The sequence below is a fragment of the Burkholderia aenigmatica genome (genome assembly GCF_048627025.1).
Taxonomy (GTDB): Bacteria; Pseudomonadota; Gammaproteobacteria; order Burkholderiales; family Burkholderiaceae; genus Burkholderia; species Burkholderia aenigmatica.
The window spans coordinates 177226-202808 of record NZ_CP184471.1; the positions used below are offsets into that span (position 1 = coordinate 177226).

Annotated in this window: 35 protein-coding genes; 4 read left to right on the plus strand and 31 right to left on the minus strand. The window is 59.6% G+C overall.

Features of this window, described 5'->3' with window-relative positions; genetic code table 11:
- Positions 1 to 228 precede the first annotated feature (228 nt).
- On the plus strand, positions 229 to 1962 hold the full coding sequence (locus tag ACN8ZM_RS38665) for a GNAT family N-acetyltransferase (RefSeq protein ID WP_025496167.1): 1734 nt from the start codon (positions 229 to 231) through the stop codon (positions 1960 to 1962).
- A gap of 206 nt (positions 1963 to 2168) precedes the next feature.
- Here ACN8ZM_RS38665 and istB read toward each other — a convergent pair whose 3' ends face one another.
- The 27 genes from istB to ACN8ZM_RS38800 all read right to left on the minus strand — a co-directional run bounded on the left by istB (position 2169) and on the right by ACN8ZM_RS38800 (position 22505).
- On the minus strand, positions 2169 to 2957 hold the full coding sequence (istB, locus tag ACN8ZM_RS38670) for an IS21-like element ISBmu1 family helper ATPase IstB (RefSeq protein ID WP_012213993.1): 789 nt from the start codon (positions 2955 to 2957) through the stop codon (positions 2169 to 2171).
- A gap of 4 nt (positions 2958 to 2961) precedes the next feature.
- Positions 2962 to 4473 carry an IS21 family transposase gene (gene istA / locus ACN8ZM_RS38675; protein WP_027809980.1) on the minus strand — a complete coding sequence of 504 codons (1512 nt, stop codon included), beginning with the start codon at positions 4471 to 4473 and terminating at the stop codon, positions 2962 to 2964.
- A 288-nt stretch (positions 4474 to 4761) separates the two neighbouring features.
- Positions 4762 to 6645 (minus strand): hypothetical protein, encoded by a 1884-nt coding sequence (locus tag ACN8ZM_RS38680; RefSeq protein ID WP_025496165.1) that lies wholly within the window; start codon positions 6643 to 6645, stop codon positions 4762 to 4764.
- Between the two features lie 156 nt (positions 6646 to 6801).
- Positions 6802 to 7197 (minus strand): DUF1294 domain-containing protein, encoded by a 396-nt coding sequence (locus ACN8ZM_RS38685; protein WP_235996343.1) that lies wholly within the window; start codon positions 7195 to 7197, stop codon positions 6802 to 6804.
- Positions 7194 to 7844, minus strand: coding sequence for a hypothetical protein (locus tag ACN8ZM_RS38690; RefSeq protein WP_025496163.1), 651 nt, complete (start codon positions 7842 to 7844; stop codon positions 7194 to 7196). The genes ACN8ZM_RS38685 and ACN8ZM_RS38690 overlap by 4 nt, the downstream gene beginning before the upstream one ends.
- A gap of 149 nt (positions 7845 to 7993) precedes the next feature.
- Positions 7994 to 9349 carry a hypothetical protein gene (locus tag ACN8ZM_RS38695; RefSeq protein WP_025496162.1) on the minus strand — a complete coding sequence of 452 codons (1356 nt, stop codon included), beginning with the start codon at positions 9347 to 9349 and terminating at the stop codon, positions 7994 to 7996.
- Positions 9350 to 9569: 220 nt separating this feature from the next.
- Positions 9570 to 10139, minus strand: a complete 570-nt coding sequence (locus tag ACN8ZM_RS38700; RefSeq protein WP_025496161.1) for a hypothetical protein — start codon at positions 10137 to 10139, stop codon at positions 9570 to 9572.
- A 247-nt stretch (positions 10140 to 10386) separates the two neighbouring features.
- Positions 10387 to 10683, minus strand: a complete 297-nt coding sequence (locus ACN8ZM_RS38705; RefSeq protein WP_025496160.1) for a hypothetical protein — start codon at positions 10681 to 10683, stop codon at positions 10387 to 10389.
- 124 nt (positions 10684 to 10807) lie between these two features.
- On the minus strand, positions 10808 to 11518 hold the full coding sequence (locus ACN8ZM_RS38710) for a DUF6927 domain-containing protein (RefSeq protein WP_025496159.1): 711 nt from the start codon (positions 11516 to 11518) through the stop codon (positions 10808 to 10810).
- Positions 11519 to 11581: 63 nt separating this feature from the next.
- Positions 11582 to 12037, minus strand: coding sequence for a hypothetical protein (locus ACN8ZM_RS38715; RefSeq protein WP_025496158.1), 456 nt, complete (start codon positions 12035 to 12037; stop codon positions 11582 to 11584).
- Between the two features lie 107 nt (positions 12038 to 12144).
- Positions 12145 to 12495 carry a hypothetical protein gene (locus ACN8ZM_RS38720; protein ID WP_025496157.1) on the minus strand — a complete coding sequence of 117 codons (351 nt, stop codon included), beginning with the start codon at positions 12493 to 12495 and terminating at the stop codon, positions 12145 to 12147.
- 130 nt (positions 12496 to 12625) lie between these two features.
- The gene (locus tag ACN8ZM_RS38725; RefSeq protein ID WP_175026615.1) at positions 12626 to 12916 is read right to left on the minus strand and encodes a hypothetical protein; all 291 of its coding nucleotides are present in this window, start codon (positions 12914 to 12916) and stop codon (positions 12626 to 12628) included.
- An 81-nt stretch (positions 12917 to 12997) separates the two neighbouring features.
- Positions 12998 to 13372, minus strand: coding sequence for a hypothetical protein (locus ACN8ZM_RS38730; protein WP_175026605.1), 375 nt, complete (start codon positions 13370 to 13372; stop codon positions 12998 to 13000).
- A 332-nt stretch (positions 13373 to 13704) separates the two neighbouring features.
- A complete protein-coding gene (locus ACN8ZM_RS38735; RefSeq protein WP_175026614.1) occupies positions 13705 to 14064 on the minus strand; it encodes a hypothetical protein in 360 nt (119 codons plus the stop codon).
- Positions 14065 to 14193: 129 nt separating this feature from the next.
- Positions 14194 to 14778 carry a hypothetical protein gene (locus tag ACN8ZM_RS38740; RefSeq protein ID WP_175026613.1) on the minus strand — a complete coding sequence of 195 codons (585 nt, stop codon included), beginning with the start codon at positions 14776 to 14778 and terminating at the stop codon, positions 14194 to 14196.
- Between the two features lie 188 nt (positions 14779 to 14966).
- On the minus strand, positions 14967 to 15866 hold the full coding sequence (locus ACN8ZM_RS38745) for a hypothetical protein (protein WP_175026612.1): 900 nt from the start codon (positions 15864 to 15866) through the stop codon (positions 14967 to 14969).
- 116 nt (positions 15867 to 15982) lie between these two features.
- Positions 15983 to 16231, minus strand: a complete 249-nt coding sequence (locus ACN8ZM_RS38750; RefSeq protein ID WP_175026611.1) for a hypothetical protein — start codon at positions 16229 to 16231, stop codon at positions 15983 to 15985.
- A 170-nt stretch (positions 16232 to 16401) separates the two neighbouring features.
- The gene (locus ACN8ZM_RS38755; RefSeq protein ID WP_175026610.1) at positions 16402 to 16584 is read right to left on the minus strand and encodes a hypothetical protein; all 183 of its coding nucleotides are present in this window, start codon (positions 16582 to 16584) and stop codon (positions 16402 to 16404) included.
- Positions 16585 to 16670: 86 nt separating this feature from the next.
- Entirely contained in the window at positions 16671 to 16829 is a 159-nt protein-coding gene (locus ACN8ZM_RS38760) for a hypothetical protein (protein WP_175026609.1), read from the minus strand.
- A gap of 278 nt (positions 16830 to 17107) precedes the next feature.
- Positions 17108 to 17365 carry a hypothetical protein gene (locus ACN8ZM_RS38765; RefSeq protein WP_175026608.1) on the minus strand — a complete coding sequence of 86 codons (258 nt, stop codon included), beginning with the start codon at positions 17363 to 17365 and terminating at the stop codon, positions 17108 to 17110.
- Between the two features lie 170 nt (positions 17366 to 17535).
- Positions 17536 to 17817: an H-NS family nucleoid-associated regulatory protein gene (locus ACN8ZM_RS38770; RefSeq protein WP_175026607.1), complete on the minus strand. Its 282-nt coding sequence runs from the start codon at positions 17815 to 17817 to the stop codon at positions 17536 to 17538.
- A gap of 200 nt (positions 17818 to 18017) precedes the next feature.
- A complete protein-coding gene (locus ACN8ZM_RS38775) occupies positions 18018 to 18701 on the minus strand; it encodes a hypothetical protein (RefSeq protein WP_175026606.1) in 684 nt (227 codons plus the stop codon).
- 99 nt (positions 18702 to 18800) lie between these two features.
- A complete protein-coding gene (locus ACN8ZM_RS38780) occupies positions 18801 to 20057 on the minus strand; it encodes a site-specific DNA-methyltransferase (RefSeq protein WP_175023351.1) in 1257 nt (418 codons plus the stop codon).
- Positions 20058 to 20277: 220 nt separating this feature from the next.
- Entirely contained in the window at positions 20278 to 20622 is a 345-nt protein-coding gene (locus ACN8ZM_RS38785; RefSeq protein WP_235996062.1) for a hypothetical protein, read from the minus strand.
- Positions 20623 to 20790: 168 nt separating this feature from the next.
- Positions 20791 to 21312 carry a hypothetical protein gene (locus ACN8ZM_RS38790; protein WP_175023352.1) on the minus strand — a complete coding sequence of 174 codons (522 nt, stop codon included), beginning with the start codon at positions 21310 to 21312 and terminating at the stop codon, positions 20791 to 20793.
- Positions 21313 to 21691: 379 nt separating this feature from the next.
- Positions 21692 to 21835 (minus strand): hypothetical protein, encoded by a 144-nt coding sequence (locus ACN8ZM_RS38795; RefSeq protein WP_171030066.1) that lies wholly within the window; start codon positions 21833 to 21835, stop codon positions 21692 to 21694.
- Positions 21828 to 22505, minus strand: a complete 678-nt coding sequence (locus tag ACN8ZM_RS38800) for a hypothetical protein (protein WP_137962543.1) — start codon at positions 22503 to 22505, stop codon at positions 21828 to 21830. The genes ACN8ZM_RS38795 and ACN8ZM_RS38800 overlap by 8 nt, the downstream gene beginning before the upstream one ends.
- Before the next feature lie 110 nt (positions 22506 to 22615).
- Between ACN8ZM_RS38800 and ACN8ZM_RS38805 the strand changes: the two genes are divergently transcribed.
- Positions 22616 to 22912, plus strand: coding sequence for a hypothetical protein (locus ACN8ZM_RS38805; protein ID WP_137962544.1), 297 nt, complete (start codon positions 22616 to 22618; stop codon positions 22910 to 22912).
- 72 nt (positions 22913 to 22984) lie between these two features.
- Here the strand turns inward: ACN8ZM_RS38805 and ACN8ZM_RS38810 are convergent, their stop codons facing one another.
- On the minus strand, positions 22985 to 23266 hold the full coding sequence (locus ACN8ZM_RS38810) for a hypothetical protein (protein ID WP_137962545.1): 282 nt from the start codon (positions 23264 to 23266) through the stop codon (positions 22985 to 22987).
- Positions 23267 to 23626: 360 nt separating this feature from the next.
- On the opposite strand from ACN8ZM_RS38810, the gene ACN8ZM_RS38815 reads away from it, so the two are divergent.
- On the plus strand, positions 23627 to 24064 hold the full coding sequence (locus tag ACN8ZM_RS38815; RefSeq protein WP_137962546.1) for a hypothetical protein: 438 nt from the start codon (positions 23627 to 23629) through the stop codon (positions 24062 to 24064).
- Positions 24065 to 24085: 21 nt separating this feature from the next.
- Entirely contained in the window at positions 24086 to 24568 is a 483-nt protein-coding gene (locus ACN8ZM_RS38820; protein ID WP_137962547.1) for a DUF7682 family zinc-binding protein, read from the plus strand.
- A 13-nt stretch (positions 24569 to 24581) separates the two neighbouring features.
- On the opposite strand, the gene ACN8ZM_RS38825 is transcribed toward ACN8ZM_RS38820, so the two are convergent.
- The 3 genes from ACN8ZM_RS38825 to ACN8ZM_RS38835 are packed head-to-tail and all read right to left on the minus strand — an operon-like array spanning position 24582 to position 25465.
- Positions 24582 to 24779 (minus strand): hypothetical protein, encoded by a 198-nt coding sequence (locus ACN8ZM_RS38825; RefSeq protein ID WP_137962548.1) that lies wholly within the window; start codon positions 24777 to 24779, stop codon positions 24582 to 24584.
- 31 nt (positions 24780 to 24810) lie between these two features.
- Positions 24811 to 25170 carry a hypothetical protein gene (locus ACN8ZM_RS38830; RefSeq protein WP_137962549.1) on the minus strand — a complete coding sequence of 120 codons (360 nt, stop codon included), beginning with the start codon at positions 25168 to 25170 and terminating at the stop codon, positions 24811 to 24813.
- 52 nt (positions 25171 to 25222) lie between these two features.
- Complete coding sequence (locus ACN8ZM_RS38835) at positions 25223 to 25465, minus strand: hypothetical protein (RefSeq protein WP_235996064.1); 243 nt, start codon at positions 25463 to 25465, stop codon at positions 25223 to 25225.
- Between the last annotated feature and the right edge of the window lie 118 nt (positions 25466 to 25583).

Sequence of the window (25583 nt, forward strand, 5' to 3'; positions counted from 1 at the left end):
CACACGGTGAAAGCGGGTTGTTACCGGTTCTTTGCGGAACTGGGCCAAAGATGTTAGCGTTTGGGCGGGTCCGATGCGCCCCCGCCGCTCACACAGGCGAAGCCCGAGGCAGCATTGAAAGCAGACGATTTACACGCGGTTTCCCTTTCATCTTCGATTGGGCTGGGCGCGTGCGAGTGAGCAGCACCTTGGAGAACAAGCAGCCGTCTAGCCTGTTTGGAGATGAACATGCCATCCGTCGAATCGGCAACTGGCCGAGCGAGCAACATTGCGCTTTTTGAAAGAGCGTGTGCTGTTGCGCGGCGCTCGGTACCTGCGGGACGTACAGAAGGTCAAGAATTTGCCGACGCCTGTCTTCGAGGAGTGAAGACAAAGGCAGAACTTTTGTCCAAAACGCTGTCAAGCTCTTACCCCCATCACGAACTTCTGGACCTGAGCGCCGCTTTGCGGGGATTTCAAAGCTGGGATGAGCTTAGCCGCTTTGCGCGCAACTTCGCCAAAACGGAAGACGCAGAGCGAGGTGCGTGGTATCAAAGTCTCTTGATGACAACGGCGCTCTGGAAACTGACACCAGCCGACGAAGTGTGCCCGCTTGTCCAGGCCATCCTCAGCCGCATGCTCGAAGCGCTACTGATTGCTGGCCCCGAGGAAATCGACCGTCCGGCCGCCGAGCTAATTCTTCGAAGAATCATGTTCCAGAAGGACCCCGAGCGCGTGTACTGGGGAGAAAACAAGGAGATTATGCAAATCGTTTTGCATGGACTCCAGTACTATCTTGGAATCACGCCAGCTAGCATCTTGCTTTCGGTTTTGGCACGAGTACCAGTCGTCAACGGGCGGCGCGCTCCGTGGAAGTCCCTGAGCGCAATCACGGTCGGTCAGATGATGGACTTGTCTCTAGCTAACGCAAGGTACGACAAGGGATTTGGGTATTCCGGATGGGCGCACGCGGTCGTTGACGTCCATCACGAGCTTGAAACCATTTATGCCAAATACGGCCCTGCTTCGGAGATTTCACCTTGGTTCGACCAAGACAGCAGCGATTTGAGAAATCGAACGTTAGAGGTCGATCGCGCCGTCTCGTCGCCATTGTCTCGAATTATTTGCCGTGATTTTTTGATCGATACGCTCAAACCTCTCCTCAGCTTGACCGTTAAGGATGCGCTGATTCGAGACGTTGGAGAGACGGGCTTCTATGAGAGTTTCTACTCAGGCTCTCCAGAGAAGGTGCAAACTGATTGGGCGGAAAATTACGGGTACATGGACCCTGATTCAATCAAACGAGTCGCCTTTCGGGAACCGTTTGGTGAATTCCAACTGAGCATTTTCCGAGTGCGCCGTTGGTTCGAAACCAATGGTCCGCGCCTTTACGAATTCGAAGCAGTCGTTCACGACAGTAACGATGAGCTCATCGCCAAGTTAGGACTTGCGCTCTTCATTGGCGAGGGTGAGACGTCTCCCTACGAACTGGCCTGGTGTCTAGACGAACACGACCACGACGACTTACGGGAAGCGGGACTTGGACTGGCGCAAGCTGCGTATCGCTTCGACGTCAACAAGAGCTTGCTCGACCGTGTCATGGTATTACGCGACTGGGAGGTTCGGGAGGACCATCGAAGAAAGGGCTTGGGCAAGAAATTGCTTAACGAAGCGATACGTCGAAGCATTCGGGGATTGGCGACCCCCTCGATTCTGGCTTGCCGGCTTTGCCCGCTCCAAATGAAGATTCATCCATACAAAGAGTGGGTCGCAAAAGCCGCCCAAGGAAGCGCCGAGGGGCCGCAACTAGAATTGTGTTCACCTGTCCTGGAAGTCCAAGAGATTTTCAGACGAAGCGTAGGCTCTGGAACGTTTGTGTGTGACAAAAACATCGAGGTGTTCGACGTTCCCTATCTGCCGTGGGTGCATCGGGGACATGAATTGACTCTTTTGTCGATGAGCCTCGCGCGCCCGCCGGCCTGATGGCGAAGGGGCAGATTCGAGGACAGAACGTCGGGTACTTTGAGCCGAATGCTGGCGACTAAAAAGAACGAGCCTCCGAAGAGGCTCGTGAGAATCACCGCCCAACACGATTGCCAACACCTGTCGCGGGGCGGCGTAAAGGAGCCGGGGATGGGCGGCGTAATGGCGCCAGCAGAACCGGGGGTAAAACGCGGATTCGAACGGTTTCAAGGTTGCGGTTTTTTGCCGTTTTTGGCAACTGCATTTTGAGGGGGATCTGGCATCGGTTTCGGGGTGCGGTAACTGTCGCCCTCGAGGACGAGCCGGTAGGCGCCGTGGCGTAGTCGGTCGAGTGTGGCGGTGCCGAGGATGCGGTTGTCGGGGAACGCGGCGCCCCATTCACCGAAGTCGAGATTCGACGTCAGGATGGTCGCCGCGTGCTCGTAGCGGGCCGCGACGAGATCGTGGAAGTCCTCGTCCTGCGGGGTACGTAGCGGTTTGAGCGCGAAGTCATCGACGATCAGCAGCGGCACCCGGGCGTACTGCTGGAACTTGCGGTCATAGGCGCCGGTGGCGCGCGCGGCGTTCAATCGCTTGAGCAGCTCGGTCTGCGAGATGAACAGCACATCGCGGCCTTGGCGGGCGGCGCAGTGGCCCAGCGCCTGGGCCAAGTGGCTTTTGCCGGTGCCGGTTGGACCGGCGATCAGGATCGCGACCTTCTCGTCGAGATACCGGCCTGTCGCGAGATCATGAACGTGTGAGCGGTTCAACGTAGGCAGCCGGTCGAAGTCGAACGTCTCGAGCGTCTTGCCCATCGCGAAGCCGGCGCGCAGCAGACGGGTGCCGAGCTTCTTGTGTTCGCGACGGGCAACCTCGTCGTGCAGCAGCATGGCAAGGAACTCGGTATAGGCGAGCTGCCCGTCGATCGCCTGACGGTTGCGCTGCTCAAGCGAGTCGAGGATGCCGGACAGGCGCAGCTGTTTGAGGATGGAATTCAATTCGGGACTCGGGTTCATGGTGTCAGTGGATCAGCAGGGATTGGAGATCACGGCCGAAGCGGCCGCCGTTCTGGTAAGCGCCAGTCGGGGCCGACGCGGGACGCGGCACCGGTTCGCTGTCCAGGCCTTTGTCGAGGATGCCCTTGATGGTGCTGTACTTCGCGCTGCTGAACGCGAGCGCACGCTCGCAGGCTGCTTCCAGCCTCTGATCGCCGACTTTCTGTCGCAGCCGGATGATCCCCTGCGCGCCGCGCAGGTTGACGAGCACCTTGTCGTTGAACAGCGCGAGGATCACGCCGTGGCACGACGGCCCGATCTCCTTCGCGCGCGCCAGACACCACTGCGGATCGTGCTCGAGCCAGGCCTGCGCTTCGGGCGGCTGGTGATCTCGCACCGTGTGGCGACCGCCGGCCCGCTGCCGCGGATGGGTTGCGACGAGTTCATGCCGATGGAACAGCTGGATGACCGTATCGGTCGCCTTCAGCCAGAGCGACTTGCCGACGAGCGTGAACGGTGCAGAGTACAGCGCGTGCTTGTAGACGACGTGGCCGTCGCGATGGACCGCCACCTCCTTCCAGACCGACAGTACCGGCGGCACGTCCGGCAATGCAGCGAGCAACGGGCGCTCGACGCCGAAGCGCGTCAGCGGCCGTTCGTGGACGGTGCCGTGGATACGAGTGCCGGCCTGCTGCATCACCCATTCGCGCAGTTGCCGGTTGGCGTCGGCCAGATCCCGGAACTCGCGCAGCGGCACGAAGGACTTCTTGACGTATTTGACGCCCGATTCGACGACGCCCTTCTTCTGGGGATCGTGCGGCGGACAGGCGTCGATCCGGAATCCATATCCCTCGGCAAGCGCGGCGTACGAGCGTTGCACCGCCGGCTCGTATCGACACGCCCGGATGATCGCGCACTTCGCGTTATCGATGATGACCCGGTCGGGACAGCCGCCGAACCATTCGAAGGCGCGCCGGTGGCTGGCGAGCCACGTCTCGACGGTCTGGTCCAGCACGATCTCGGCATACTGGTGGCGCGACCAGCACAACGTCATCACGAAGATCCACGTCCGGACCGCAATGCCCTCGACCGTCAGCACGGGTCCCGCGCCGAAGTCGACCTGCGCGGCGTCGGCCGGTGCGAAGTCGAGGATCGTTGTGGTGGCCACGCTGCGCTCGGCAGCCAGATGGCGCAGCATGCGCTTCACGGCACAATAGCTGCCGGCGTAGCCATGATTGCGTTGAAGGGCGGCATGGATCGTGGTGCCCTGAACGCCGGCGGCAAGCCATTCGCGGACCTGTTCGCGATATGGCTCAACCGTCGACACACAGGTGTGCGGCAGGTGCGGCGTGCGCCCGAAGACACCCGCGATCGTAGCGTCGTCCGGCAGCGGCTGCACCGGATCCAGCCAACTACGCGCTTCAGCCTCGCGGCGCACGGTCGTCAGCTTCTTGCGCCCCATCAAACCGCCGCGCGCGATGTCGCGGTCAGAATCGCCTTGCCGCATGCGGACAAGGACTTGGCGGTATTCAAACAATTCGAACCTCCTGTTGGCCATGGACGCTCCGTTCAAAAAGAACGGAGCGTACCGACTCGGAAAGTTCGAACCGCGTTCTCGCCCTGATGCTGCTGGCGCCTATGCGCCGCCCCTAACGTGGCGCCATTACGCCGCCCTTGGACTGGCGCCTATGTGCCGCCCCTCAAGTGGCGCCCTTATGCCGACCCCGCATTGGCTCCATAGCGCCGCCCCGTGACAACACCTTCTTTGTGGTGCGGGCAGCGCACTCTCAGGGAGCACACGGCGGGCGGATTTCAGGCTTATCGATTACACGTCGATCGATGGGGTCGACGGCTTGTGCCCAGTCTCCTGCTCAAGTTCCGAGCGCGAAATCACTGCGCAGCTACGCACGTGCGGGTGCTCGTCATGCAAGAGCGCGTTACGGGCGACGTCATCACATTTCGCATACAGCAAGCTTGCGACGACAGTCCGTCCACCTCGATCAAGTTCGCGGAGGTCCGACTCCAAGATCACCGCTTGTTGACTCAGGGTGGCGATTTCGGCCTCGCGCAGTTGGTACAGCTGATGCACGACCGCATGAGGCATCGAGCCTTTCATCGGATATTGCTCAGCGAGCATTCGCGACGTAACCGGCTTTTCCAGCAGTCCGATTGCGCTGTTGCGACTCGCGCGAGACGCCGCCAGATAACTCCGGGTCGCCTCGCCGGCTTCCTCCAATGCCTCCTGAATCAGACCGTCCTCGTCCGGGAACAGCCCTTTCATCTGGTTGACCTGAGTCTCCAGTGAATCGACTGCACCGTAGAGCGATCCGGCCACTTCCTTCCAGTTCACCTCGGTAGACGCGATTTCAGGCTTGCGCCCTTCCCGCGCCGCCGGCAGTTTCCCCTCGATTGCTCCGGCTTCGCGAGCCAAGGCATTTTCAAGAGCGAAAGCCTCCTCTCGCAGCCAGGACGGTGTATCCCCGCCGAAAGCATTGAGCAGTGCCTTTGCAGCGTCGCGAACGGTCACTTCAGGCTGTTTCTGGTCCAGAACGTCATATCGGTTCCAGATAGCTTCAACGGCCGTCTCGATCCCCTCCAGATACGCGGGCAAGCTAACGTCGATTCCGGCCACAGCATGCGCCAACATCATCGACTCCACGCCGTCAAGCGCAGCTTTGGCTTCGGAACTGTCATCGTCGTCGTGCAGCGAAGACTCGATCACACCGCCACCCTGGGGCAACAGCGTAATCACGATGTCATAGGCAGCGAGCCGTATCTCTCGATACCCATTCGCCCGCGGTTTCTCGTCGCGCTCCAGATACGCCTGAAGGGCTCCAACATCCAGCATCGGAGCGGTACCCTCTAGAATCGCCAATCGGGCCTTCTCACCAGCGTCCCGCGTGTCGAATGGTCCGGCGATGTTTTCCTGCCGGTCAACGTCGAAGACAACGAACGGTGCATTTTCGCCGTCACCAGCGAAATTGCCACAAGGATCAGTTCCATCGACAACCAGACTTCTCTGAACAGTGGCCGAATTGATCGCGTGTCGCACCGTATCTGGCAATTCGATGAAGTCATCAAGGTAGCCTTCCACGATGAACGCTATCGCTTCGTCAAACGTCACCGTCTGGGCAAGGCTGACGTAGGCGTGGGCCTCCGAAATCAGGCCATCGGCACGCTCGCCCTCAACCGTGAAGATTCCGCCTTGCCGAACGTGCGGGACCGCATGAGCGTCGATTTTGACCGACGGCGCTGTCTCATTGACGTCGATCACCACGTTCAACGCCTGCATGCGCTGCACCGCCGCCAGGATGCTCGTAGCAATGGGGTTCAAAGGGGCTTTCACCGCGGCGGAATCCGCTTCAGCCTGGAATCCACGGGGCCCGCGAAATGCATCAACGCGGAAGTCAGCCTCAGCAGCCAGTTTCCACTCAGAATTCCAGAGAGGATGCAGTTCGTCGCCGATACAGGCTTCCTGATTCTCGGCACGGCCGCATTCTACAAAGGCATCGAGCATCAGCATGTTCGCGTCACAGAAGTCATGGGTATGGCATACCCCTGCGCTTTCTTCGACGCGGTTCCGTTCACGGACGAGTGTGAGTTCCGCTTCCGTCAACGACAACGCCAATTGACGGCAGAAGGCGATTGCTACACGTACTGCCGCTTCGTGAAACTGGGCAACAACCGACTTGCCGCTTTGCTGGTTCATATGTGCTCCGTTGATTGAATCGCGAAGCACACAGCCCACCGGGACTGAGATGCCCCGCATGGGTTTGAAATAGTGGCCGGTGAACCCAGCCTAAGGATCAAATCCCGATCCCGGGCGACAGCGGAATTCCGCCATCGACCCGGTACCGGTATCTCGTCATCTCCTGACGTAGAGCCAGTAGAGAACGCACGCCACGAGCCACAGCAGCCATGCGACACAGAAGACGCCGTCGAACGCCGGCTTCAGTGTCTTGTGCCTGGCCGTAGCCCTGCCCAGTTGGGCGCCTACGAAACCACCTCCGAGGGTGATCAGATGCAGCCATGTTTCCTTGATGCGCTTCTCCCGCTCCACTGCCCGGCGTTTGTCTTCGACGAACATCACGAAGGCAACGACGTTGATGCAGAGGAACAGGATGCGGAACGCACCGGGAAACAACGGCGACAACACGATCAATCCTGACACGAAGGCAAGTCCGGTCAGTTCCCGAAACGGTTTCGGCTTTGCTTGAGTCTGCATACCCCTCCTTTCGGGATTGAACACGACGAAGCTCATCCCCGATCGAGGCCGGGAAGCTCGTCGAACTTGGTGAAACTGATGCCGGCGCCGGTGTAGGTTGCGATTTCGCCGTACACCACGACGCGATCGACCTGCAACTGCGCAGCACGCGCTTCCTCGATCAGCTTCTTGTAGGTAGCGCGATTCAGTACGCCGTTGACGACGAAGATACCGGTCCCCTTGGAGACGGTGGTAGCTCGAACGAAACCTGCGAGATACTGGTACCCATCCAACGGAGAGACCGCGGCGTAGCTATACATCCCCAGCACCTGCAACTTCAGTGATGCCGACGGCACATTGTCTGCCGCTGCGGATTCAGCTTGCTTCGCCGCCTCGCGGCGAGCTTCGTTCTTCGCCACCGTGTAGTCGCCATAAGCCATTCGATCGATTCGAGCGAAATCGAGCCCATGTTCGTCACACAGAAAGCGAAGGTCCGCCAGCATGCCGAGAACGGTCTGCTCGATTCCTACCGGAGTCGCCGGATCGGATTCGAACGTCTGGTCTGCAACACGCCACGTCTTGAGGGATTGCCCGACACGCACAACCCGCATGCGCGGGCTGTAGATCAGGTCCTCGGAGAACTCCGGCATCTCTGCCGGAACCTTGATGTCGACAGAAACCGTGTCTGCCGTGTTGGTCTGCATATCCTGCTCCTGATGACGCGAAGCAGGATCCCAAGCGGGAACGTGCCCCGCATGGGTTGAGTAAAGGCGGCAAAGCCGCTTCTGGCTGGAAATGGCCCAGCTACCGTCGAAACTGCCGAGAATCTTACCAGAACAGCGGCATTCCGGGCCTAGTCGGACTTGACGTCACTGGTGGTGTCGGAATCCGGTGGCGATACGGGTCTGTTCTGGTGCGTCTTGGTCGTCGATCCGGATGTGCCGCTCAAAACCCTCCCAACGTCGGTGTCGACCTTCGGATCGAAGAAAACTACTCTGCCGCCTTCGGCGATGATCCGGCTCATTTCATCCATTCGCTCTTGCGTCAGTACGTCATTTTGCCGGCCATGCAGCGCTTGATGACTGGTTCCGAAAATGCTCGCTGGCGAAGGCTCCCAACTGCCATCCGCAGTCTGCGACCAGTGCTTCGGCGTGAACGCAAGACCATCCTGGTGAGGTTGAGCGTCCGGCATGCGCAGATCGTCGTTGGTGATCGGCATATTCTGGTCGAGGGGAAGCTGTTCGCCCGACGAAAATCGCCCGCCCATGAGGGTCTTCAAATCCTGAAGGACGTAGCGACCGACGTCCTCGGGAGGTGGCATCCGGTAATTGGCCGGCTGACGCAATTCCTGTTGGAACTCTGGCGGCTCGGACCGCTTCTGGAGCTCGTCCCGAGTGACGATTTCTGCAACCTTGGGCATTTCGCCGCGCTCCATGCGGATAACGACATCAACAGCTTCTCGAATCAGTTCGACCCCGGGGCCGCCCAACACTCGCGTCATTCTTGCGAGTGCTTCGTCAACGCTGCTCGCATACATAGTCGCCAGGCCAGCACCATAATAAAGCCAGGAATTGAGAACGCGGAGTGCAGTGTTGTCCCTGATTTCATCGAAAGCCACTCGGCGATGGCCAAAGGCGGGAAATCCACCCGGCCAAAATTCGTTATGCACAAATCGCTTTACGTTCGGCCCGAACTCCGGGCCCTCCTGAACGAACTGGCAAAGCACGAATTCTTCCCGCGGCGCCCGGACCGACATCTCATTGAGCAGGACGTGCATCAGGGTCGTCTTTCGGGATCCAACAGTACCGATGATCAGAATCGATTTGCGCTGGTCAATCAGCTGCTCGAAGTGCCGGCGCTGCTCGAACGAAATGGTCCCATCCGCCTGCAAAGCATCGAGCGTCGTCGGGAAAGGCTTCGGTACCCTGAAAATGTCCGTGAGGCTCGAGAAGTCGATGTCCCACGTCAGAGCATCTGGATACCCGAGTTCCGCCAAGCGTATACGCAGATCGTGGTCGGAAAACAGAAAGAATCGCACCGCGTTATCTTCACCGACCGCCAACTTGGCGTTCAGCGCAGCCAGGTTGTTCTGGCCAAGCGCACGCGCGAGAGCTTCAAGGACATGGGCGTGTTGAACGCCCGGCAACTGTTGCCTGGCCGCCCGCTTGAGTTGATTGAAGGAATTCCGGCTGAGAAATGCTGACGGCATGACGAGTCCTTTTGATCAAGGTCTACATACCGGCGATTCCATGCAGACCTGACAAAAGGTCGTCCTGCGAAATGAGAGTAAGCCGCCTGTTTAACCCGCCGGCAGGTTGGGATGGCATCCAGCGGATAGCCTAGCACACGCCCCCAGGCGCAGCAATTCCCTCCGCGGAAATGAAAAACCCGCCGAACGCCCCGAAGATCGAGACGTGCGGCGGGTTCATTCAGAGCTGGATCAGCTTGTAGTCATTGAGCACGACGCTGCGTGCCTTGCGAAGTTCCGCCTGGATCTGAGCGTCCGTCGGGTCCTTCATGTAGTACGAGACAGCGACGTCATCGCCGCCGTCACGGTGAATCCATGCGTCGACGCGATGTGTGTAGCCTTGCTTCTTGTACTTGGCGTCGTTGTTGGCCATTCGACGGGCAGCCTTCTCCCGCCCTTTTTCGAACTCCGCATTGAGCTCGCCCATGAAGCATCGCTCGCACTTCTTCTCTCGGTTCGTTCGCACGGTATCGGGATCGAAGGCGGGCTTGCCGCACTTCACACACGCGATCACGCCGATCGTCTCGAGCAGCCGGCTCATGTCACCGACCTTCGCATCTGCGAAAGCGAGTTCTTTCTCATGGACGAACGCATTTCCGCCGCCGTCCGACATGGTCACCGTGATCTGGAAACCGTACTTCGAATTCATCCAGGAACACGGGGAGACCTCGGCCTTCAGGATTGCGCCAGCGACTTCGCGCGAGACACTCGCCTTTTTGAGATCCGTTTCCGGACTGGATTGCTGATTCATAGCTCCGCTCCTGTGCAATGTACGCGAAGCAGACGTCCCGGCGGGATGAATGCCCCGCAAGGGTAGATAGCCGGGGTTCCGGCCGACATGGAAGTGCGGAAAAATCCGCGTTTGGCTGGAAAATGGCCCAGCTACCAATCAAAGCAAAGGCATTGTGCCATAGTTTCCTGACAGGAAGTAATCGCACAAAAAAGGAAACCCGCCAGCACCCCGAAGGGACTGGCGGGTCGTCAGCTGCATCAGATCACTACGAGCGCTGCTTTGCAACGGTCTGGGCGGCCGCGTACTTCTCGGCCATCGTATCGAGTCGGTCGGTTTCGACGCTCGGCGTGTCGTACGAGTTCATGCCTCCCGGATTCGACCCACGCCAGGCGGTGCAGGCGGCTTCCATCGTCGGATGCCCCGTCGAACACCACATGAAGGTGTCGTAGTCGTACTCGACATCCCATTCCGGATCGTCACCCGTCTGGTAGTAGTCGAAGAATCCCCGACTCCAGGTGCCGTTCCGGCTGGGCCACACTACGTTTTCGCGATTTCGGCTCATTGCGGTTTCAAAGATGACGAGGATGTCTCCCGCGCGGGGAGACATCCCCGCGCGGGTTTGGACATCAAGCCCGGTCACGCTTACGCGGCCGGGCCATCTTGAACGGACGAAATCTCCGCACGTTTCAGAACAGCGCTGCCTGCTGCAACTGGCGTTGCTGAGCTGGCAACGGTACGGCCATATCAACGACCGGCACGACATCCGCCAGTCGCCCTTCCACCTCGAACGGGTTTGTGTCCCACGTCGAGCGTCTCAGCTTGGCATTGAAGCCAGCCTCTCCGTTTCCGACCAGCGGGGTCAACCGCCGGGCACGCCCCCACTCACGGACACGAAAACGTTGGATCGTCACGGTCTCGTTTCCGATCTGGAAATCGATCGGATCGCGGAACACGATGACATCTCCGGCGTTCGGCGCCGCGGCACTCTCGAGCGACTTCTGCTCGTATGCCCTGCGCTGAGCGTCACGCCAAGCTGCGGCGTTGTCCAGGTTTCGGCCCGATCCGGCGGGTATCTTCTCGATCGGCGTGAGCTGATTGAAAAGCGACCTCGGCATGGACGTCTCGCCCGGGTCGGAGAACTCCCAGATCGGCTTCCAGCAGAACTCTTTCTGGTCACGGGAGATCTTCACGAATTCCGCATAGTTGAAGCCCTCGCCAGTCACCTTGATCGTCATGCGCACGACGAACCAGAGACCGCCTCGCCCGGGCTTTCCATCGACAACCTCGTAGGTCGCCACGTCGTTTTCCACCTTTTTCCCGGCGTAGTGGGTGTCGACATGCCGCAACATCTCCATTGCCGATTTGCCCGGAATATTCCGGGTACCGCTGTAGCCCATAGTCTGCTCCTGAGTAGCTCGAAGAGGCAGACACCCCATCCGGGATGCCTGCTCCCCGATGAGTTAGTGAACAACAGCCAACGCAGACGACGCGACGGCCCCGTTGAGATCGGACCAGCTTGCAAACCGCTGATCCGAGATACACCACGGCGCCGACTCGTAGCCGGGCAACATCCGGATCGCCTTGGCACGGAGGGCCGAGATGATCTTGCCGGCGAGCAACGACGGGTAGTCGTCGAGCCCTTCGACCTGGCACTCGTATCCCTCACAAAGCTTCAGGATTACCACCGGCTCCGGCAGCGTCGCCATCGGTAGGTAGGCGTGCGGGACCTGGATCTCGCACTTGCCATACTGCTTGGTGACCGCCTTGACGTTCGCCTTGAACAGCTCGCCCGCGATCCAGGTTCCGGCCGCTGCACCGCGGTAATCCAGCTTCAGATGCGGCAGACAGATCTGGTGCTGCACGGCGTAGGCCGCGAGCGTGCTGATGTGGGCGTTCGAGCAGAGATAAATTGCCATCTTGTACTCCTCATTGGAAATTGCGAGGAGCACACACCCTGAGGGATGTGCGTCCCCACAGGGTTAAAACATGAGCGCCACCTCGATGGCGGCTCCAAAAAAGCGAATCAGGCTGCAGCTTGAAACGTAACGCTGCCGCGCTCGATCAGCCGTTCTGCGAAGTCCTCGACCTGGTAGTTCGGATACCACCAGACGTTCCCGAGAACAACGATGCTGCCATCGTCCAGCAAATCGATTGCATCGGAGAGCATCGGCGCGTCCGTCAGGGCACCGACGTCGACAGGGGCGATCCCGAAGAGCTTCGCGTTACCCAGAAAGCCCAACTGATCGAGCATGTCGTCCAGGAACCGGACGTCGTTACCACCTACGCGGCCCTTGATGTCCTCGAGTATCTCGCGGTCACGATCGTTTTCGATCAGGAACTTGAGATTTCCCGTGGCTTCGATGATGTGTTTCATGACGCTTCCTATAACTTGGGCAAGGAAGCGTCCCCGGCGGGAATGCTTCCCCACCAGGGTTGAGTTGTGATTCAACGTCCGTCGCCTTACGAACGAGCGGCGCTGACTTCTAAATCGAAACTGAGTTTCATCACTGCGCCGACAAACGAACGATCTTTCCCGGCTTGTAAGCAACAAACTCGGTCGATGTGTTCCACTGTCCGCCCAGATGCCCGAGGGAATCGGTGAACTTCAGATCCCTCGCAACACGTTCGACTTCGGTTCCGTATTGCGACCTGTCGAGGTCACAAATCCGGAACTTCATGCCCAGATCGGCAACACGAGCTCTCATTCCAGCCGCTCGGAACGCCTGTCGTACGTCCACGCTGGTGACGGCGATCGGAAGACCGGGTGCAGCATTGGAGCAGAGAATAGCGGCCATCTTGTACTCCTCAATGGAGAAATCGTGAGGAGCACGCACCCAGCGGGGATGTGCGTCCCCACAGGGTTAAAAAATCGACGGTCAGCTATTGAGCCATTCGTCGTGTGTCTTGATTTTCCACCCGAGTGCCTTGGCCGACTCGACGTAGATCTGGTACTCGTCGTCGTTCGTGCCGCGCCACCCGGCGATTCCGCGTTCCGCCAGCGTGACCTCCGCGCTGCCTTCCCGCGACATGAGCGCAGCCTCGAAGGCGGCCCTGCAACGCCAGGCGATCAGGTACTCCTTGCCGGGCTCGGCGCAGTGGAGCTTGACGACGTTGCCCTCCACGGCGTCCGGCTCGGCACAAAAGGCCATCGTGTGTCCGTTGTAACCTTCCGGAAGAAACACGACACGCGCGGGCCGTGATGCGACGCCCGACAGCGGGGCTTCCTGATGGATAGCAGACTGGATATTCATACGCTACTCCTGGGACGAGCGAGAAGCGCCCACGCGGGAGCAACATCCCGCAGGGGTAAAAAATGGAACGCACCGTTGACGGTGCAGAGAGATCGCGGCCGAGAACACGGCCGGGAATGGCTGGTTTCGGCCCAGCTACCGGGTAAATCAAGGGAAATTATACCCGGAATTTCTCGACAGGAAGCCAGAACGATTCCCGACCGCCGCCGTCAGTCGGAAGGCATTCGCCCGGAGGCAGTTCTTCAGCATGGGAAGAATGTAGCAAGGCCCGGAAACCTCCCGCAACGGGATTTCCGGGCCTGTCTGGGACAGCGAGACGCGATCGGGCCGGCTTAGAAGCCCGACGTCTTGCGGTTGTCGGTTTCCTGCGTGAGGGTCAGGAATTTGCCGCGCTTGTCGAAATTCACGACGGTGATGATGTCTTGGCCCGTGGCAGCGCCGACACCGACCAGCGCCAGGGCTCCCAGGTGCGCTTCGCCGTAGTGGAACGTGGCCGTGGAGGTGCCATCCGCGTTCGTGACCGTCTTCATCGGCTGGCCGAGCTTGGCTTCGACGTCGCTCAGCGTGCTCACGCCTTTGACGAAACTGGTGTTGACGCTGGCGTCCGGCTTGACGCCTTGCGTGAAAGAGCAGGCGGCGACGTTCAGCAGAGCGGCGGCGGCAATCGAAGCGACAAGCAGTTTGCGAATCATGTTTTTGTCCTCGTAAGCGGTTTGTATCGACGCGGGTGCGTCGGATGTAAAGTCATCTTATCGGTGGCGAACCCGGATTCAAGTGCCCTTCTTCGCCGGAGGCAGGCGTGTCCTGCGGCGAGCAGCATCTTAACGGTCTCGCCACCCTTCCGCGTCAACCTCCTGGGTCCAAAACGCGAGCTCCGGCCAAACCGGAAGCTGGTGACCGGGCCGCAGTGCGCAGAAGCCGGCGTGCGCGAGTCCGTTGATGCCAGCGTAGGAGCGTAGGAACAAGGCCAGTCGGATCGTTTCCCCATCCCCGTCGTACTGGTCGTCCTGGATAATCTCCTCTCTGGAGAAACCGAGGTGCAGTCCCGCCGCGAAGGCCCACGCCGTCGCTTCCGGATCGGAACTCTGAATGACCGCCCTGTAGAGCGGCGTGTCCGGGGGCAGGCCCATCTCCCCCACTTGGCGGAACATTTCACTGCGACCGGCGTACAGGTTGCCGCACATCAGATGTCGAAAGCGCTTGGGGGTGATCGCTAGATGCGCGCCCTCGTGCAACAGAACAGAAATCCGGCACGCCGGATCCACCAGCAGCTCGCCGCGCTCGATGCGCACGCTCTCGGTGAAGCCGGTCGCACCCGGCTCATACCGCGCCGGAATGCCAATTTCGTTGAAGAAGGTGAGTACGCGATCGAGCGTACCCGGCCTGTATTTGGGTCGTTTGTTCATTGGATCGAATATCGGCGCTCGCTGCTTCCAGCAGTCTGCCACACCCTTGTTATATCCACGGGAAGCCCCGACGATACCGATAATCTCACCGGTTTCTAGACCTTTCGCGGCTCACCCAAAATGCGATCGCCCGCGCTCAGGGGCGCGGGCGACAGGGTATTGCGATGATCAGCGTGCGCGGCTCGGTGTCAGCCGGCCGGCGCCGCGGTCGCCTCGTGTCTTGGAATGACCTGCTGATCGTCACTCAACAACCTGTTCGAGACCTGGATCATAGTGCCGACTTCGAGCTTTTTCATCGGCTGGACGAATGGTGCGAGCCCTTGGCTGAGCTCGCCGGCGACCAGCTCTCCCCTCAAGCCGTTGAGGAAGTCTCGCCACCAGTGATCGACGTGCGGGCCGAGATCGCGGATATCAGCCATCTCCTTCTTCAGCGCATCGAGACTCTTGATCAGTTGTTCAGCCTTGGCATGCAGTTCTTCACGGCTATCGCTCAACTCAACGAGCCGGTACAGTTGCCCTGGTCGGACAATGAGTTCGAACCTCTCTATGTACTCCTCGCCGCCCGTAAAGGCATCGAACAGATCTCGATAAGCGGCCAAGTCAGCGGCCAGGCCCTTGAGGAGGTAGTCCTGTGTCTCCGGACTCCACTCGGTGTAAGGCTTGGATGCCGCGAGGAGACGATCTAGGTCGAATCTGGACGTCTCGAAATTTCGGGGCATCGCGCGTGGAATCGCGTCCCTTCCGCCGAACTGCGTCACCTCGGAGAGTCTGAACAGGATTGCCCATACGACTCCTGCGGTGGTCTCAATCTTGCCACAGATGCTTTCTATGGCCTGCTCGTGATCATGCACCCGACCACTTTGCTCGCGAAGATCCTTGATTCGCTCCTGCACCTTCCCGTCCATCAGGCCTCGAGCGATGCGTGTTAGACAATCGGACTGCTCCAGCATGGCGAGATCCGAACTACCGCTGGATATTGCGCGAGCTTCCGCCAGCAGGGCACCCGTAACAGCGCCCGGCTCTACTCTCTGCAACAGATCCATCAGCACATACGCTGCGTCGAAATCATATCCACGATCGCTTGCCATGATCCCCTCTCGCCGAATCGGTTCCCGCCACGAAGTTTCCGTCAGCATACCCGAAATGCAAACGCCCGCATCCGGTCGGGACCGGAATGCGGGCGTCTATTTCGTGCTTCAGGGAATCAGTGCGCCAGGCTCGTGGCGAACAACTGGCGCGACACCGACTCGCGCATGGACTTCAGCTTCTGAACGCAGGCCTCGACGAGGTCCTTGTCCTTGGCTTCCTCGGCGTTTTCCTTTACCGTCGAAACGAGGAAGTACTGCCGGGGCGACTGGCTGTCCGTACTGAAACCATAGTCGGCCAGAATCCGGTCGAGACGGTCCATTGCCGATTCGCCGGATACCGCCGCTTCAACTGCGCTTTCTGCCATGACGTTCTCCTTCTGGTGCTTTTCGAAGCACTCACCCCGGACAGAGATAAGTGCCCCGCCCGGGGAAAGGAGCCCGCCCCCCTTGCGGGATGGCCGGCTCCTGGAAGTCGGCCTTGCGGCCACGTCAGATACGGCCAACCGGCATCGCTGGCTGGCTGCGAACGGATACATCACGCTGCGTCGAGCGCTTGGGCAGCGTCGTCGCACTGCTCCGCCGGCGCGAACGTGATTTCGTAGGGATCGACCGGTTTCTGAGCTGCAGGGCCCGCGCGAACGGACGCCTCCCGCTGTGCGCGTTGTCTGGCCAGCTGCTCGTCGAGATATGCGATCGTACGGTTCTTCGATTTGCGCATGATGGATTCCTAAAAGAAAGTGACTTTTCGGAGTCCACGCTCCCTCCAGGGGAACATGGACCCCAGGGGGCTGAAGAAGGAGTGGCTTACTCAGCCTTTTCCGCGATTTGCCAGCCGGCCGTGCCGAACTGGGCGTCGAGCTGGTCGCCGGTCAGGCGATCAGCGTTGTCTCGGCAGTCACCATCGGACTTCTGAGGGTGAAAATAGCCGCAGCAACCGCAGTCAATCACTTCGATGAAGGGCATCGTCTACTCCTTGAAAAATGCGAAGCAGACGTCCCGCGCGGGATGAACGCCCCGCGAGGGTGAGCACCGAACGGTGCGAGGAAGGTTACGGCCCAAGATCGGCCGATTTGGCTGGTTTCGGTCCAGCTACCGTGAGAAGCGCCCCCATCATACCAAAAATTTCCTGACAGGAAGCTGTGAATCTGTCGCTGCGGCCGATCAGTGCTGGAGAATCGCTGCGCCGATTACGAAAACGACACCGGCAGCGAAGATCGCCGCGCAGACGTACCACTGTCGCTTCAACTCTTGATCCCGGAAACCTCGTCCAAGACCTTGAAGACCTCGACAACCTCTTTTGCGTTCGCCCGGGACACCCTGTAGTGCGTCTCGCTGACTGGCACGAAAAGGTACGTATCCTCGCCCACAATCGTGCTGCCGGCCGACGTCAGCGCATTGTTCCATGCGCGCGATCGCGGCTTGACCTGCGCCGTCCCGGCCAGCCACTTTTCAATCTCTCTCTTCGAGTACACCCGGTCATGAAGTAGTTCGACCGACATCCCCGTCCCCTAATAGCCAGTAACCGCGACCAGGCCGATCATGCCCGCGCAGACCAACGGTACAAAGGCCAGCTTCCATTTCCCGGCCCGGGAGCACCAAGCGCCGGCGCCAGCCAGCGCCGCGGCCTCAACACCCTGAGCGATGCTCCACGCGTGCATGGCTGTGGAGCTCATGCGATCAGGAAGGCTTGACGATCCTTGCCGGCGATCCATGCCGGCGGCTTGCCCATGCCGCTCCAGGTCTTGTCCGAGTTCGGATCCTTGTATTTCTGCGTGACGGGACTCCGTGCCTTGCGCTTCTTGACGGTCAGATCGGCCGTCGTGATCTCGTAGTCTTGCATCAGTTGCCTGATGGTGTTGATTGCGTCGCCACGCTCCTTATTGCGGGCTTCTTCGATTTGCTTTTCGAGCGCCGCGTGTTGGGCGAGAAGGTCTTTGTAACGATTGGCCATACCAGGTATGTTCCCTATTTATCTCGGCAGTGAACTCTATCACTGGTCCGCGCCGCACATTTTATCGCCAGAACGCGTGGAGACAAGCGATCCTCATAAATGCTTTCCGATTCCAATGAGGAACTTGGACTGCCACAAAAACAAAACCCGCCAAACGCCCCGCGGAGCGGGACGTTTGGCGGGCGGGATTACCACTTCACTTACGGGCGCGATGACTCGCCTTGAGTAACCTGCTTCCGGGGAAGCTGGTTCGCGCAGCGGGCCATGTCCTCGATATGACTGTCCCGCATTTCATCTGCGAGTCGCAGGCCTTCGAGTAACGACTCCACCTCGAACTGCTCAGTGGAAAAATTGTGCTCGACGATCCATTGACTGCTGGACTGTCGAACGATACAGATCCACTGGCGAAACTCGCCGTTGCTCGCGACGGTCAGGCGAAATGCACCGTCCGGCAGCAGTTCGAGGCTGGGGAAAAGCTCCTGAATTGCCGCGAACATCTCCGGTGCCGCCACGAACAAAGGGCGGATGGCTGCGTATTCTGCCTGGCGCTCGACCAGTTCCGGATCCACCCCGCCGTCTCGGCGATCGTCTCGATCGGTCTCCTTCCAGTCCTCGAGGAACTGGTCGGCCAGACCGAGGAGACGGTCAGCATCGGCCGTCGAGAAGCACGAGGCGGCAGGCGTTGCGGAGGTCACCGGGACGGTGCTCGTGCCAACCGACAGATAGTTGATCTCCGCTTGCTGAGCGAGCTCCGCCAGAAAAGCCACGTCCTTTTGAGCTGTCGTCGCGCCGGCCGGCGCCTGAAACCCGACATCGATTCGAATACCGTCGTAAGCCAGGTAACCCTCGAAAGCTTCGATGACTTGGGATTGAGTGTTGTTCATGCGCTACTCCAAGATACGTGTGAGAAGCGCCCCCTAGCGGGAACAGCTTCCCGCTAGGGTAAAAAAATGAGGCACCGGGAGTGGTGCCGACATGCCTGCTTAGCAGGCGAAAAGATCCGCGGCCCGCCGGAAATCACCGATGCCTTGCCGTGTCAGTACTGCATCCGGAAAGCGGTTTGCTCCCCCCAACACGTAGTCAAGCATCAATTCGCTTCCGATCCAGTTCCGGCCAAGCCGCTCAGCCTCTGCTCCAGTCTTGAACGAACCCGAGAACGGGTCGTAGACCGTGTCGCCTTCCATCGTGCACAGCTTGATGAAGTGTTCCGGGACAGCGCCCGGAAACCGCGCCGGATGGACCGGCAGATCCTGCTCACGGCAAGCCTTCATGTAATGACTGTTCGACTCGGTATTCGCCGCGACGATCAGATTTGGTGGTATTGCCCCTCCGTTGTCGACGTCGAAAGCGCCGGCCGACAGCTCGTGGCCACTGGGTCGTACAGCCGCCTTCTCACCACCCGCGGCAATGCGCGATCGCATGGACTCGCTGTACGGCACGAGTACCTGAGAATTGTCGGCATACGGATCGCCGTTCGGTGCGAGCCAGTAGATCTGCTCGAGCGACGGCTTGACGCGGACGCGGCGCACGGTAACCCACTCCGCCGGCGCTGGCATCTTCGACGGGTTGTGCCAGGCGTATCGGGAACACAGCTTCCATCCCAGATCGTCCTCGAGCCGGATGATCAACCGTTCCTGATACGTCGACAACATCGGCTCGCCGCTCTGGAATACGTCTCCAAGATTGAGCACCACCGAGCCGTCGCCCGCCAGCTTCTGCGGCCACAGTTCGGCAATCCGCATCAACCAGTCGAGATACTCTTCGACAGGCTTATTGCCGTACTGCTTTTCGCGGAGAAGCGGATACGGAGGCGACGTCAGGATCAGTCTGAGAGATCCGTCGTCGATGTGCGCGACGGCCTCCTTCGCTTCGCCGAACAGCGCCACACCTTTGCTCGTCGTGAAGATGGTGATGACGATGCCAGGTGCGGCCTGACGAAGTGCGTCTCGCCCTTTGCCCGTCAGATCCCATTCGCCGCGACCGGACGAGTTGATCAGCCCCATCAAACGGGCGCGCTGCTGCGCCCACCTGACAGATCGCTGGTACACGTTGACATTTCGTCCTGCGAGTAGCGTCGTTTCTTGCTGTTCGACATCCGGCACGCCGCACTTGAGTGCGATCGCGTCGTAAAGGTCGTGGGTATGCGCCTTGCCGCCTTCGTTTTCGATGCAATCGAGTAACGGCAGAACAATCTGGTCTTGCGAGACCTTGCGGCGAGACCGCGGTCGAGGTTGATTCATGCTCTGCTCCGGGAACGCGAAGCAGACAACCCTGCAGGGCTGTGTGCCCCGCTAGGGTTCAAGATTCGGCACCAGCTAGGGATGCCAGAATTACAGCCGCAAAAGGGCCGAGGCTGGATACGGACCAGCTACCGTGGGAAATCAGGTTGATTGTACACGATAACTTCTTGATGGGAATCCGCCAAGCGGAGCACCGACAGCGCTGAATCGGGCGGTTAAGTTACTTGGCCGACGGAATTTCCGGCGCCCGCTCGAGATCCCGGACGTCCATGAATTCCTTGAGACGCTGACGTCTTTGCCGCGGGCGCAGGTCGAAGTCCACATAGACGTGATCTTCGAAGGGGCGGCTGCACAGGGTATTGACTGTCCCAGTCCACCCGGCACGTCCGGCCTGCTCCGACTGAGGGAAGTATCTGGTTTTCACGTCTTCGGAGACACGCACCCGATCGCCGGGAGCAAACTGATGGACTTTGGCTTCGCTGTTCGTAGCAGGTAAATCTCGGCCGACGTCACTTGCACTATGCGCACTACCACCCAAAACGGCGCTCGCATCTTTTTCGCTCATCATTTTCCCCAGGAATGCTTGTTCCCGTCAGGCTAACAAGGCGTTTCACGAAAGCAAGTCCCATGGTATGCAGTGGTGGCGAATCGCCCCTATTCGAATCTGCCATGCGCTTCCTGTCTTGTTCCCCGAGAAAATTTATCTTGGGAGGGCGCTTCACGGAGCGGGAGGCTACTTGCTACGAAGTGGTCCCATCTTCTCCCGGAGACGGGAAACTGCGCGCATCGCATCAGTTTCCTGCAGCGCAATGAAGCGACCGAACACACCGTTGACCACCTGCACGCCGTCGTAGACCTTCATACTGTCGCGGTACACGAACGCGTCGTCCTCGCGGACGTGCCCGTTGCGCAGAAGATGATCCACCACGGCGAGAATGTCGTTCGTGACGCTACAGCCGCCCTCGTCCCGATCGATTACGACCGCGACCTGGTCGACACGCTCGATATCAATGTTGGATCGCAGCGGAATGGGCTTCCCGGTGCGTTGAACGAATTTCCCTTTGCTGGCCATGGCGATGACTGTTGCCGCTGTAGCCGAGATGCTCGAAATCGCTCCGGGCGAGAACACGGTCATTCGGCCGTAGACGTCATGAACTTCCAGTTTCATGCCGGAATCGATATCGACGACACCGGCACAGCCATGCTTGCGAAGCAGATCCTCCAGCTCGTCCAGGCCGAACACCACGTCGAACATCCCTTGCCGCCGGCGTCTTATCTCGATCACCTTTCCTCCCTGCCATTCGAATCCCACGATTGAGCCATTATCCAGACCGCGCCCTCGTTTTCAATGGGCGGCAGCGAGGAATTCACACCCTGTTAACGGAGAGCCCCCCTGCACAGCTTTAGAGCTGCCAGAGTCATCAGGTACGTCCCCCTAAGGATCTGCCGACGCGAATCTCCGAAATTCAGCACCGGCGTACCCGACAAATGGAAAAGGCCCGTGGCGCCCCCAAAACGGGGGCGCCACGGGCCGTATGATCGACACTTCAATCGACGTGTCGAGACAGGCGGCTGGAGATGCCCGAGGGAATCTCCTGCCCCACGCTGGTCGTAAACTGAAAGACCGCGGGCGCCTAGCTGTTGAGCCAGTCGTCGTAGCTCTTGACCTTCCAGCCCAGCGCAATTGCGTTGGCAACGTAGATCTGATACTCGTCGTCGTTGGCACCTCGGACTGGTGTTTGCCAGTCCGCTGCAGGCGTGAGCTTCGGATCAGCCATACGTCACCTCCAACTGCTCGAGGGTGGCTTTGACCACCGCCGTGAAATCGCGGGGACCGCCGTTCACGGGGATGGCCTTCAGAACGGCGTCAAGCTCCTCGCCGTCGTCGCCCTCGATCATTTCGATGATTGCCGTGGCCACTTCACCTCGCATCCACCCTGCCGCGTAGCGGGGCGCCGTGAAGTACACGACCCTCGGACACACCGCGAAGCAAAAACTGCCCACGCGACGTGTCGTGAGCGGATTCGCATCCGCGAAGATCATCGCGTCAAGCTTAGCCTTGCGACGCTTGTCTTCGTCTCCGGTTGGGTACGGAAACTGAATCATCGCGCAGGCCTGCACGAGCACGTATCGTGAGAGAGCGTCGAGCGTCCCCTCGTAAAGCCATGGATCGTGCTGGCACAGACTCCAGCCGCGATGCTTAGAAATCGCCAGCAGTTCCATCCCCCTCCGCTCGTGCGGGTTGAGATCGAAAATCTGCGGATATTCCTGCTCGCGGATCTTGGAAGGATCCGGGGTCCACTCGAGCGCGACGTTCACGATTGCATCTTTCGTGACCTCGCGCAGCTTGTAATCCCCGATCTCATTCCTGGCCGCATAGCTGATTGCAGCCGATGCGGACAGAAAGTGCTTGATCGCACTGCCGTTTCGATACTGGATACCGTCCATGGTGACTGCTCCTTGAATTCAGCGGAATTAGCCCTCGCGGGCGTGCTCCGCAGGGATCATGTGAACAGTCACTTGGACGACTTACGGATCTGCCTGCCGGCCGGTCCGAAATGAGCGTCGAAATGGTCGCCGGTCAGGCATTCGATGTTGTGACGGCAATCCCCGTTGAATACCCCACGGTGGGAATGGCCGCAGCGATCGCATTGCACAACGTACAGGAAAGGCATGGTCTGCTCCTTGAGGGCAGCGAAGCAGACGCCCCTCCGGGACGAAAGCCCCGCGAGGGTAAAACACCAGAGTGGTGTGAAAGGATGACGGCGTTACAGCTGCCGTACTGGCTGGTTTTGGGTCCAGCTACCGTTGAAAACGCCTTAAATATAGGCGAAAAACTTCCTGTCAGGAAATAAATTGCAGTGCCGGTCCGCGATCACCTTGCGACGTGGACGTCCGATATCACACGCCCGCTGGTGAATCGGAAATTATGAGATCCGGCGAGCACCCGCCAATCCGTAGAATCCACCGCCACCGACGATGTCAGCGACCATGTGGGCCAGGACGCCCAAATGAGGACCGCTGGGGTAGTCGCAATACCATTCGCCCAGCAGACAAAAGGAAACGGGCTCGCGAGGGCGCTGAAAATCGGCCATCAGATAATCGCCAGGCGGGGGACCGGAAAACACGCCGCCGGTGACCTCGATCCTGTCGAATTTGTAGGGGAACGCCCCCTTGACGTAGTCGGTTGCAGTTTTTGCGTCGTACATGAGTAGCTGCTCCTGGGAATTACGAAGCAGACGCCCAGCGGGACAGAATGCCCCGTATGGGTTGAGGTGAGTGACGGCGTGATGGCGTCGGAAGTTCATGGCCAGAGGCCGATTGGCTGGTTGCGGCCCAGCTGCCGATAGGTCGAATCACGACCGATTATACAGATCCTTCCTGGTGGGAAGCATCTCTTGCGTTCTCGTCAGGAAGTATCGGACACTAAGAACAGGCACAACCCTTCTAGGACGTCAGGTTGCCTTGGAATAGGACTACATGCGATGACCCTAAATAATCGGCATCTGCTGCCGTAATTTACGGGCACATCCCGCGCGATCGCGCTCGCCGGCTGCATCGGAGAATGAATGCTGAATCAACTACTTTCCGGAAACATCCCGCTGTCTGAACCAAACCAGGTAACGCTTTCCCCGCTGGCTGCTCTGGCTCGCATATTGGTTCTGCATGGATTCCCGGCGAGTTCTCCTGCAGGTGGTACGCCTGAAGTCGAACCGGCGCCAGTGCAGGACGAGCCTGCCATACCCCACTTCGCGTACATATTCCACGAGGAAAGGTCGATGATGCCGGCCACTTCGGAGCTCGTGCTGTTCCTGCCGCAGAATGAGACCTGCCCGCATCCCGTCCGGGTGGTTGAGCGAAGCGCATGCAAGGTGAAATGGTATGCGATCGAGACGTGGCACGAGAACGTACAGCGGTGGATCGATCGAGACACTGCGCCGAAAATGGATGCCGCTGTAGACAAGGCGCGTGAGATGGCGTGGCTCGCCACCGTAGAGAGCGAGTAACGCAGCCACACACATTCAGCCATGAAAAAACGATTCGAATGCGGCCATTCCGGCTTGGGGAAGTTCTGCCATCGATGCGCAAACGAGGCACGTCCTGCACTGATGGCGGCAAAGGCCGCTGAGGCACGCCGAGACCGTCACGCCGAAGCAGTGGCCATGGCGGCGGCCGAAGTCGATGCACGGCGTGCTGCGATCGCGGATGAATCGCGCCGCGCCGCGGAGAAAGCTGCTGCGCACCGCTCAAAACTCGTCGCGGCCGCCGCGAACGCGCCGATCGATCTGAGCGCAGCAATGCATCTGCCGGCCGTTCTCGAGCGTGCGTTGGAGGTTCTAGGCAGACTCAAGCAGGGAGCACATCCCCTTACTCTTGGCGGGAAGATGCTGACGTCCCGACGCGGCGATTTTTCGATCCCGCTGGGTTTGCGGTACCGCCTGCTGGTCGACGCAGCATCTCTCAAGCCTCTGAAGTTCCTCTCGCACGAAAGCTACAACCTGCTGGTCTAGCCGGGCAGGCAGATTACTTCTTCCTCGCGCGAAGCGTATATCCTCGTGCCGCCCGGATGCACAGGACGAACGCGACTGCGCCGGCGATCGGCAATTGAGGTGAGCACTTCGGTTCGAGCCTCATGACGATGGGGATGCTGACGGCAATGATGACCGCCAGGCCGAGAGAGAGCCAACGCTGTCGGTTATACAGGGGGAGAGACTTGATCATGGCGCTGGTCACCTGATTTCCCCAATCTCGATCACGCCCACTGGCGATCATTTAGCAGCGAGGCGAACGTTCGCAACTCCGCGTCGATCCTTCGCCTGGCGATCGGTAGGTAATGCCAGCCCGGAATCGTCGGCGCTTCGATGAGCCACTGTAGCTGGCCATTTTCCCGGAAGTTTGCCGTCATGTTCCACCAGTAATTCAGCGCGCCGCCGGCATGCCCATCCCCGATCATTCGGTGGATCTGCAGAGCGATCGTCTCTGGCGCCTCGAACACGACATAGGGGCGAGAAGGCCGTGAAGCATGGCCCTCGCATGACCAGAGCGTGCGGACGTCCGCGATGGCATTCAGCGCATCGCATACGGGGCGAATTTTCGGTTCGATCAGGTCCATGCGTCAATGTAGCGCCGCTTCGCAAAACACTCGAGCCAGGAAATCACCATAGCTAACCGCGCTCGCACGCCGGTTGGTACTTGCGATCCAGCCATCGCTCCAGAAACGCGCCAATGGCGATCGCGGCGATCGAAGCCGGAATCCCAACCTTCCACGAGAGGGCATGATCTTGGCATGCCACCAAAATCATCGGCGCAACGACCCAGCCCAGCAAACCGACCAACAGCGTCCAGCCAGGCACTTGGCCGTCGCTTCCCTTCTTTTTCAACTCTCCGACGCCTTTCATGCTTTGCATCCCCGCCACATTCATCCGTTTATCGGCCTACAACGCCCAAGCTTGACCCGCGATTCGAAATACTGGAGGCGTCCGTACAAGAAATCAACTCTGACTTTGGCTTGCCGAGCTATGCCCA

What these genes read in the sequence shown, in the direction of transcription:
- ACN8ZM_RS38760 (WP_175026609.1), bottom strand. Translation starts at nt 16,829, where the DNA reads ATGCCCTTCATCGAAGTGATTGACTGCGGTTGCTGCGGCTATTTTCAC.
- ACN8ZM_RS38770 (WP_175026607.1), bottom strand. Translation starts at nt 17,817, where the DNA reads ATGGCCAATCGTTACAAAGACCTTCTCGCCCAACACGCGGCGCTCGAA.
- ACN8ZM_RS38715 (WP_025496158.1), bottom strand. Translation starts at nt 12,037, where the DNA reads ATGGCAATTTATCTCTGCTCGAACGCCCACATCAGCACGCTCGCGGCC.
- ACN8ZM_RS38795 (WP_171030066.1), bottom strand. Translation starts at nt 21,835, where the DNA reads ATGGCTGATCCGAAGCTCACGCCTGCAGCGGACTGGCAAACACCAGTC.
- ACN8ZM_RS38730 (WP_175026605.1), bottom strand. Translation starts at nt 13,372, where the DNA reads ATGAATATCCAGTCTGCTATCCATCAGGAAGCCCCGCTGTCGGGCGTC.
- ACN8ZM_RS38735 (WP_175026614.1), bottom strand. Translation starts at nt 14,064, where the DNA reads ATGATTCGCAAACTGCTTGTCGCTTCGATTGCCGCCGCCGCTCTGCTG.
- ACN8ZM_RS38710 (WP_025496159.1), bottom strand. Translation starts at nt 11,518, where the DNA reads ATGGGCTACAGCGGTACCCGGAATATTCCGGGCAAATCGGCAATGGAG.
- istB (WP_012213993.1), bottom strand. Translation starts at nt 2,957, where the DNA reads ATGAACCCGAGTCCCGAATTGAATTCCATCCTCAAACAGCTGCGCCTG.
- ACN8ZM_RS38755 (WP_175026610.1), bottom strand. Translation starts at nt 16,584, where the DNA reads ATGCGCAAATCGAAGAACCGTACGATCGCATATCTCGACGAGCAGCTG.
- ACN8ZM_RS38785 (WP_235996062.1), bottom strand. Translation starts at nt 20,622, where the DNA reads ATGAGCGAAAAAGATGCGAGCGCCGTTTTGGGTGGTAGTGCGCATAGT.
- ACN8ZM_RS38720 (WP_025496157.1), bottom strand. Translation starts at nt 12,495, where the DNA reads ATGAAACACATCATCGAAGCCACGGGAAATCTCAAGTTCCTGATCGAA.
- ACN8ZM_RS38750 (WP_175026611.1), bottom strand. Translation starts at nt 16,231, where the DNA reads ATGGCAGAAAGCGCAGTTGAAGCGGCGGTATCCGGCGAATCGGCAATG.
- ACN8ZM_RS38700 (WP_025496161.1), bottom strand. Translation starts at nt 10,139, where the DNA reads ATGAATCAGCAATCCAGTCCGGAAACGGATCTCAAAAAGGCGAGTGTC.
- ACN8ZM_RS38825 (WP_137962548.1), bottom strand. Translation starts at nt 24,779, where the DNA reads ATGATCAAGTCTCTCCCCCTGTATAACCGACAGCGTTGGCTCTCTCTC.
- ACN8ZM_RS38800 (WP_137962543.1), bottom strand. Translation starts at nt 22,505, where the DNA reads ATGGACGGTATCCAGTATCGAAACGGCAGTGCGATCAAGCACTTTCTG.
- ACN8ZM_RS38835 (WP_235996064.1), bottom strand. Translation starts at nt 25,465, where the DNA reads ATGCAAAGCATGAAAGGCGTCGGAGAGTTGAAAAAGAAGGGAAGCGAC.
- ACN8ZM_RS38805 (WP_137962544.1), top strand. Translation starts at nt 22,616, where the DNA reads ATGAGCGTCGAAATGGTCGCCGGTCAGGCATTCGATGTTGTGACGGCA.
- ACN8ZM_RS38685 (WP_235996343.1), bottom strand. Translation starts at nt 7,197, where the DNA reads ATGAGCTTCGTCGTGTTCAATCCCGAAAGGAGGGGTATGCAGACTCAA.
- ACN8ZM_RS38815 (WP_137962546.1), top strand. Translation starts at nt 23,627, where the DNA reads ATGCTGAATCAACTACTTTCCGGAAACATCCCGCTGTCTGAACCAAAC.
- ACN8ZM_RS38665 (WP_025496167.1), top strand. Translation starts at nt 229, where the DNA reads ATGCCATCCGTCGAATCGGCAACTGGCCGAGCGAGCAACATTGCGCTT.
- ACN8ZM_RS38765 (WP_175026608.1), bottom strand. Translation starts at nt 17,365, where the DNA reads ATGTCGGTCGAACTACTTCATGACCGGGTGTACTCGAAGAGAGAGATT.
- ACN8ZM_RS38820 (WP_137962547.1), top strand. Translation starts at nt 24,086, where the DNA reads ATGAAAAAACGATTCGAATGCGGCCATTCCGGCTTGGGGAAGTTCTGC.
- ACN8ZM_RS38830 (WP_137962549.1), bottom strand. Translation starts at nt 25,170, where the DNA reads ATGGACCTGATCGAACCGAAAATTCGCCCCGTATGCGATGCGCTGAAT.
- ACN8ZM_RS38725 (WP_175026615.1), bottom strand. Translation starts at nt 12,916, where the DNA reads ATGGCCGCTATTCTCTGCTCCAATGCTGCACCCGGTCTTCCGATCGCC.
- ACN8ZM_RS38680 (WP_025496165.1), bottom strand. Translation starts at nt 6,645, where the DNA reads ATGAACCAGCAAAGCGGCAAGTCGGTTGTTGCCCAGTTTCACGAAGCG.
- ACN8ZM_RS38745 (WP_175026612.1), bottom strand. Translation starts at nt 15,866, where the DNA reads ATGGCAAGCGATCGTGGATATGATTTCGACGCAGCGTATGTGCTGATG.
- ACN8ZM_RS38705 (WP_025496160.1), bottom strand. Translation starts at nt 10,683, where the DNA reads ATGAGCCGAAATCGCGAAAACGTAGTGTGGCCCAGCCGGAACGGCACC.
- ACN8ZM_RS38690 (WP_025496163.1), bottom strand. Translation starts at nt 7,844, where the DNA reads ATGCAGACCAACACGGCAGACACGGTTTCTGTCGACATCAAGGTTCCG.
- ACN8ZM_RS38780 (WP_175023351.1), bottom strand. Translation starts at nt 20,057, where the DNA reads ATGAATCAACCTCGACCGCGGTCTCGCCGCAAGGTCTCGCAAGACCAG.
- ACN8ZM_RS38695 (WP_025496162.1), bottom strand. Translation starts at nt 9,349, where the DNA reads ATGCCGTCAGCATTTCTCAGCCGGAATTCCTTCAATCAACTCAAGCGG.
- ACN8ZM_RS38810 (WP_137962545.1), bottom strand. Translation starts at nt 23,266, where the DNA reads ATGTACGACGCAAAAACTGCAACCGACTACGTCAAGGGGGCGTTCCCC.
- ACN8ZM_RS38740 (WP_175026613.1), bottom strand. Translation starts at nt 14,778, where the DNA reads ATGAACAAACGACCCAAATACAGGCCGGGTACGCTCGATCGCGTACTC.
- ACN8ZM_RS38790 (WP_175023352.1), bottom strand. Translation starts at nt 21,312, where the DNA reads ATGTTCGACGTGGTGTTCGGCCTGGACGAGCTGGAGGATCTGCTTCGC.
- ACN8ZM_RS38775 (WP_175026606.1), bottom strand. Translation starts at nt 18,701, where the DNA reads ATGAACAACACTCAATCCCAAGTCATCGAAGCTTTCGAGGGTTACCTG.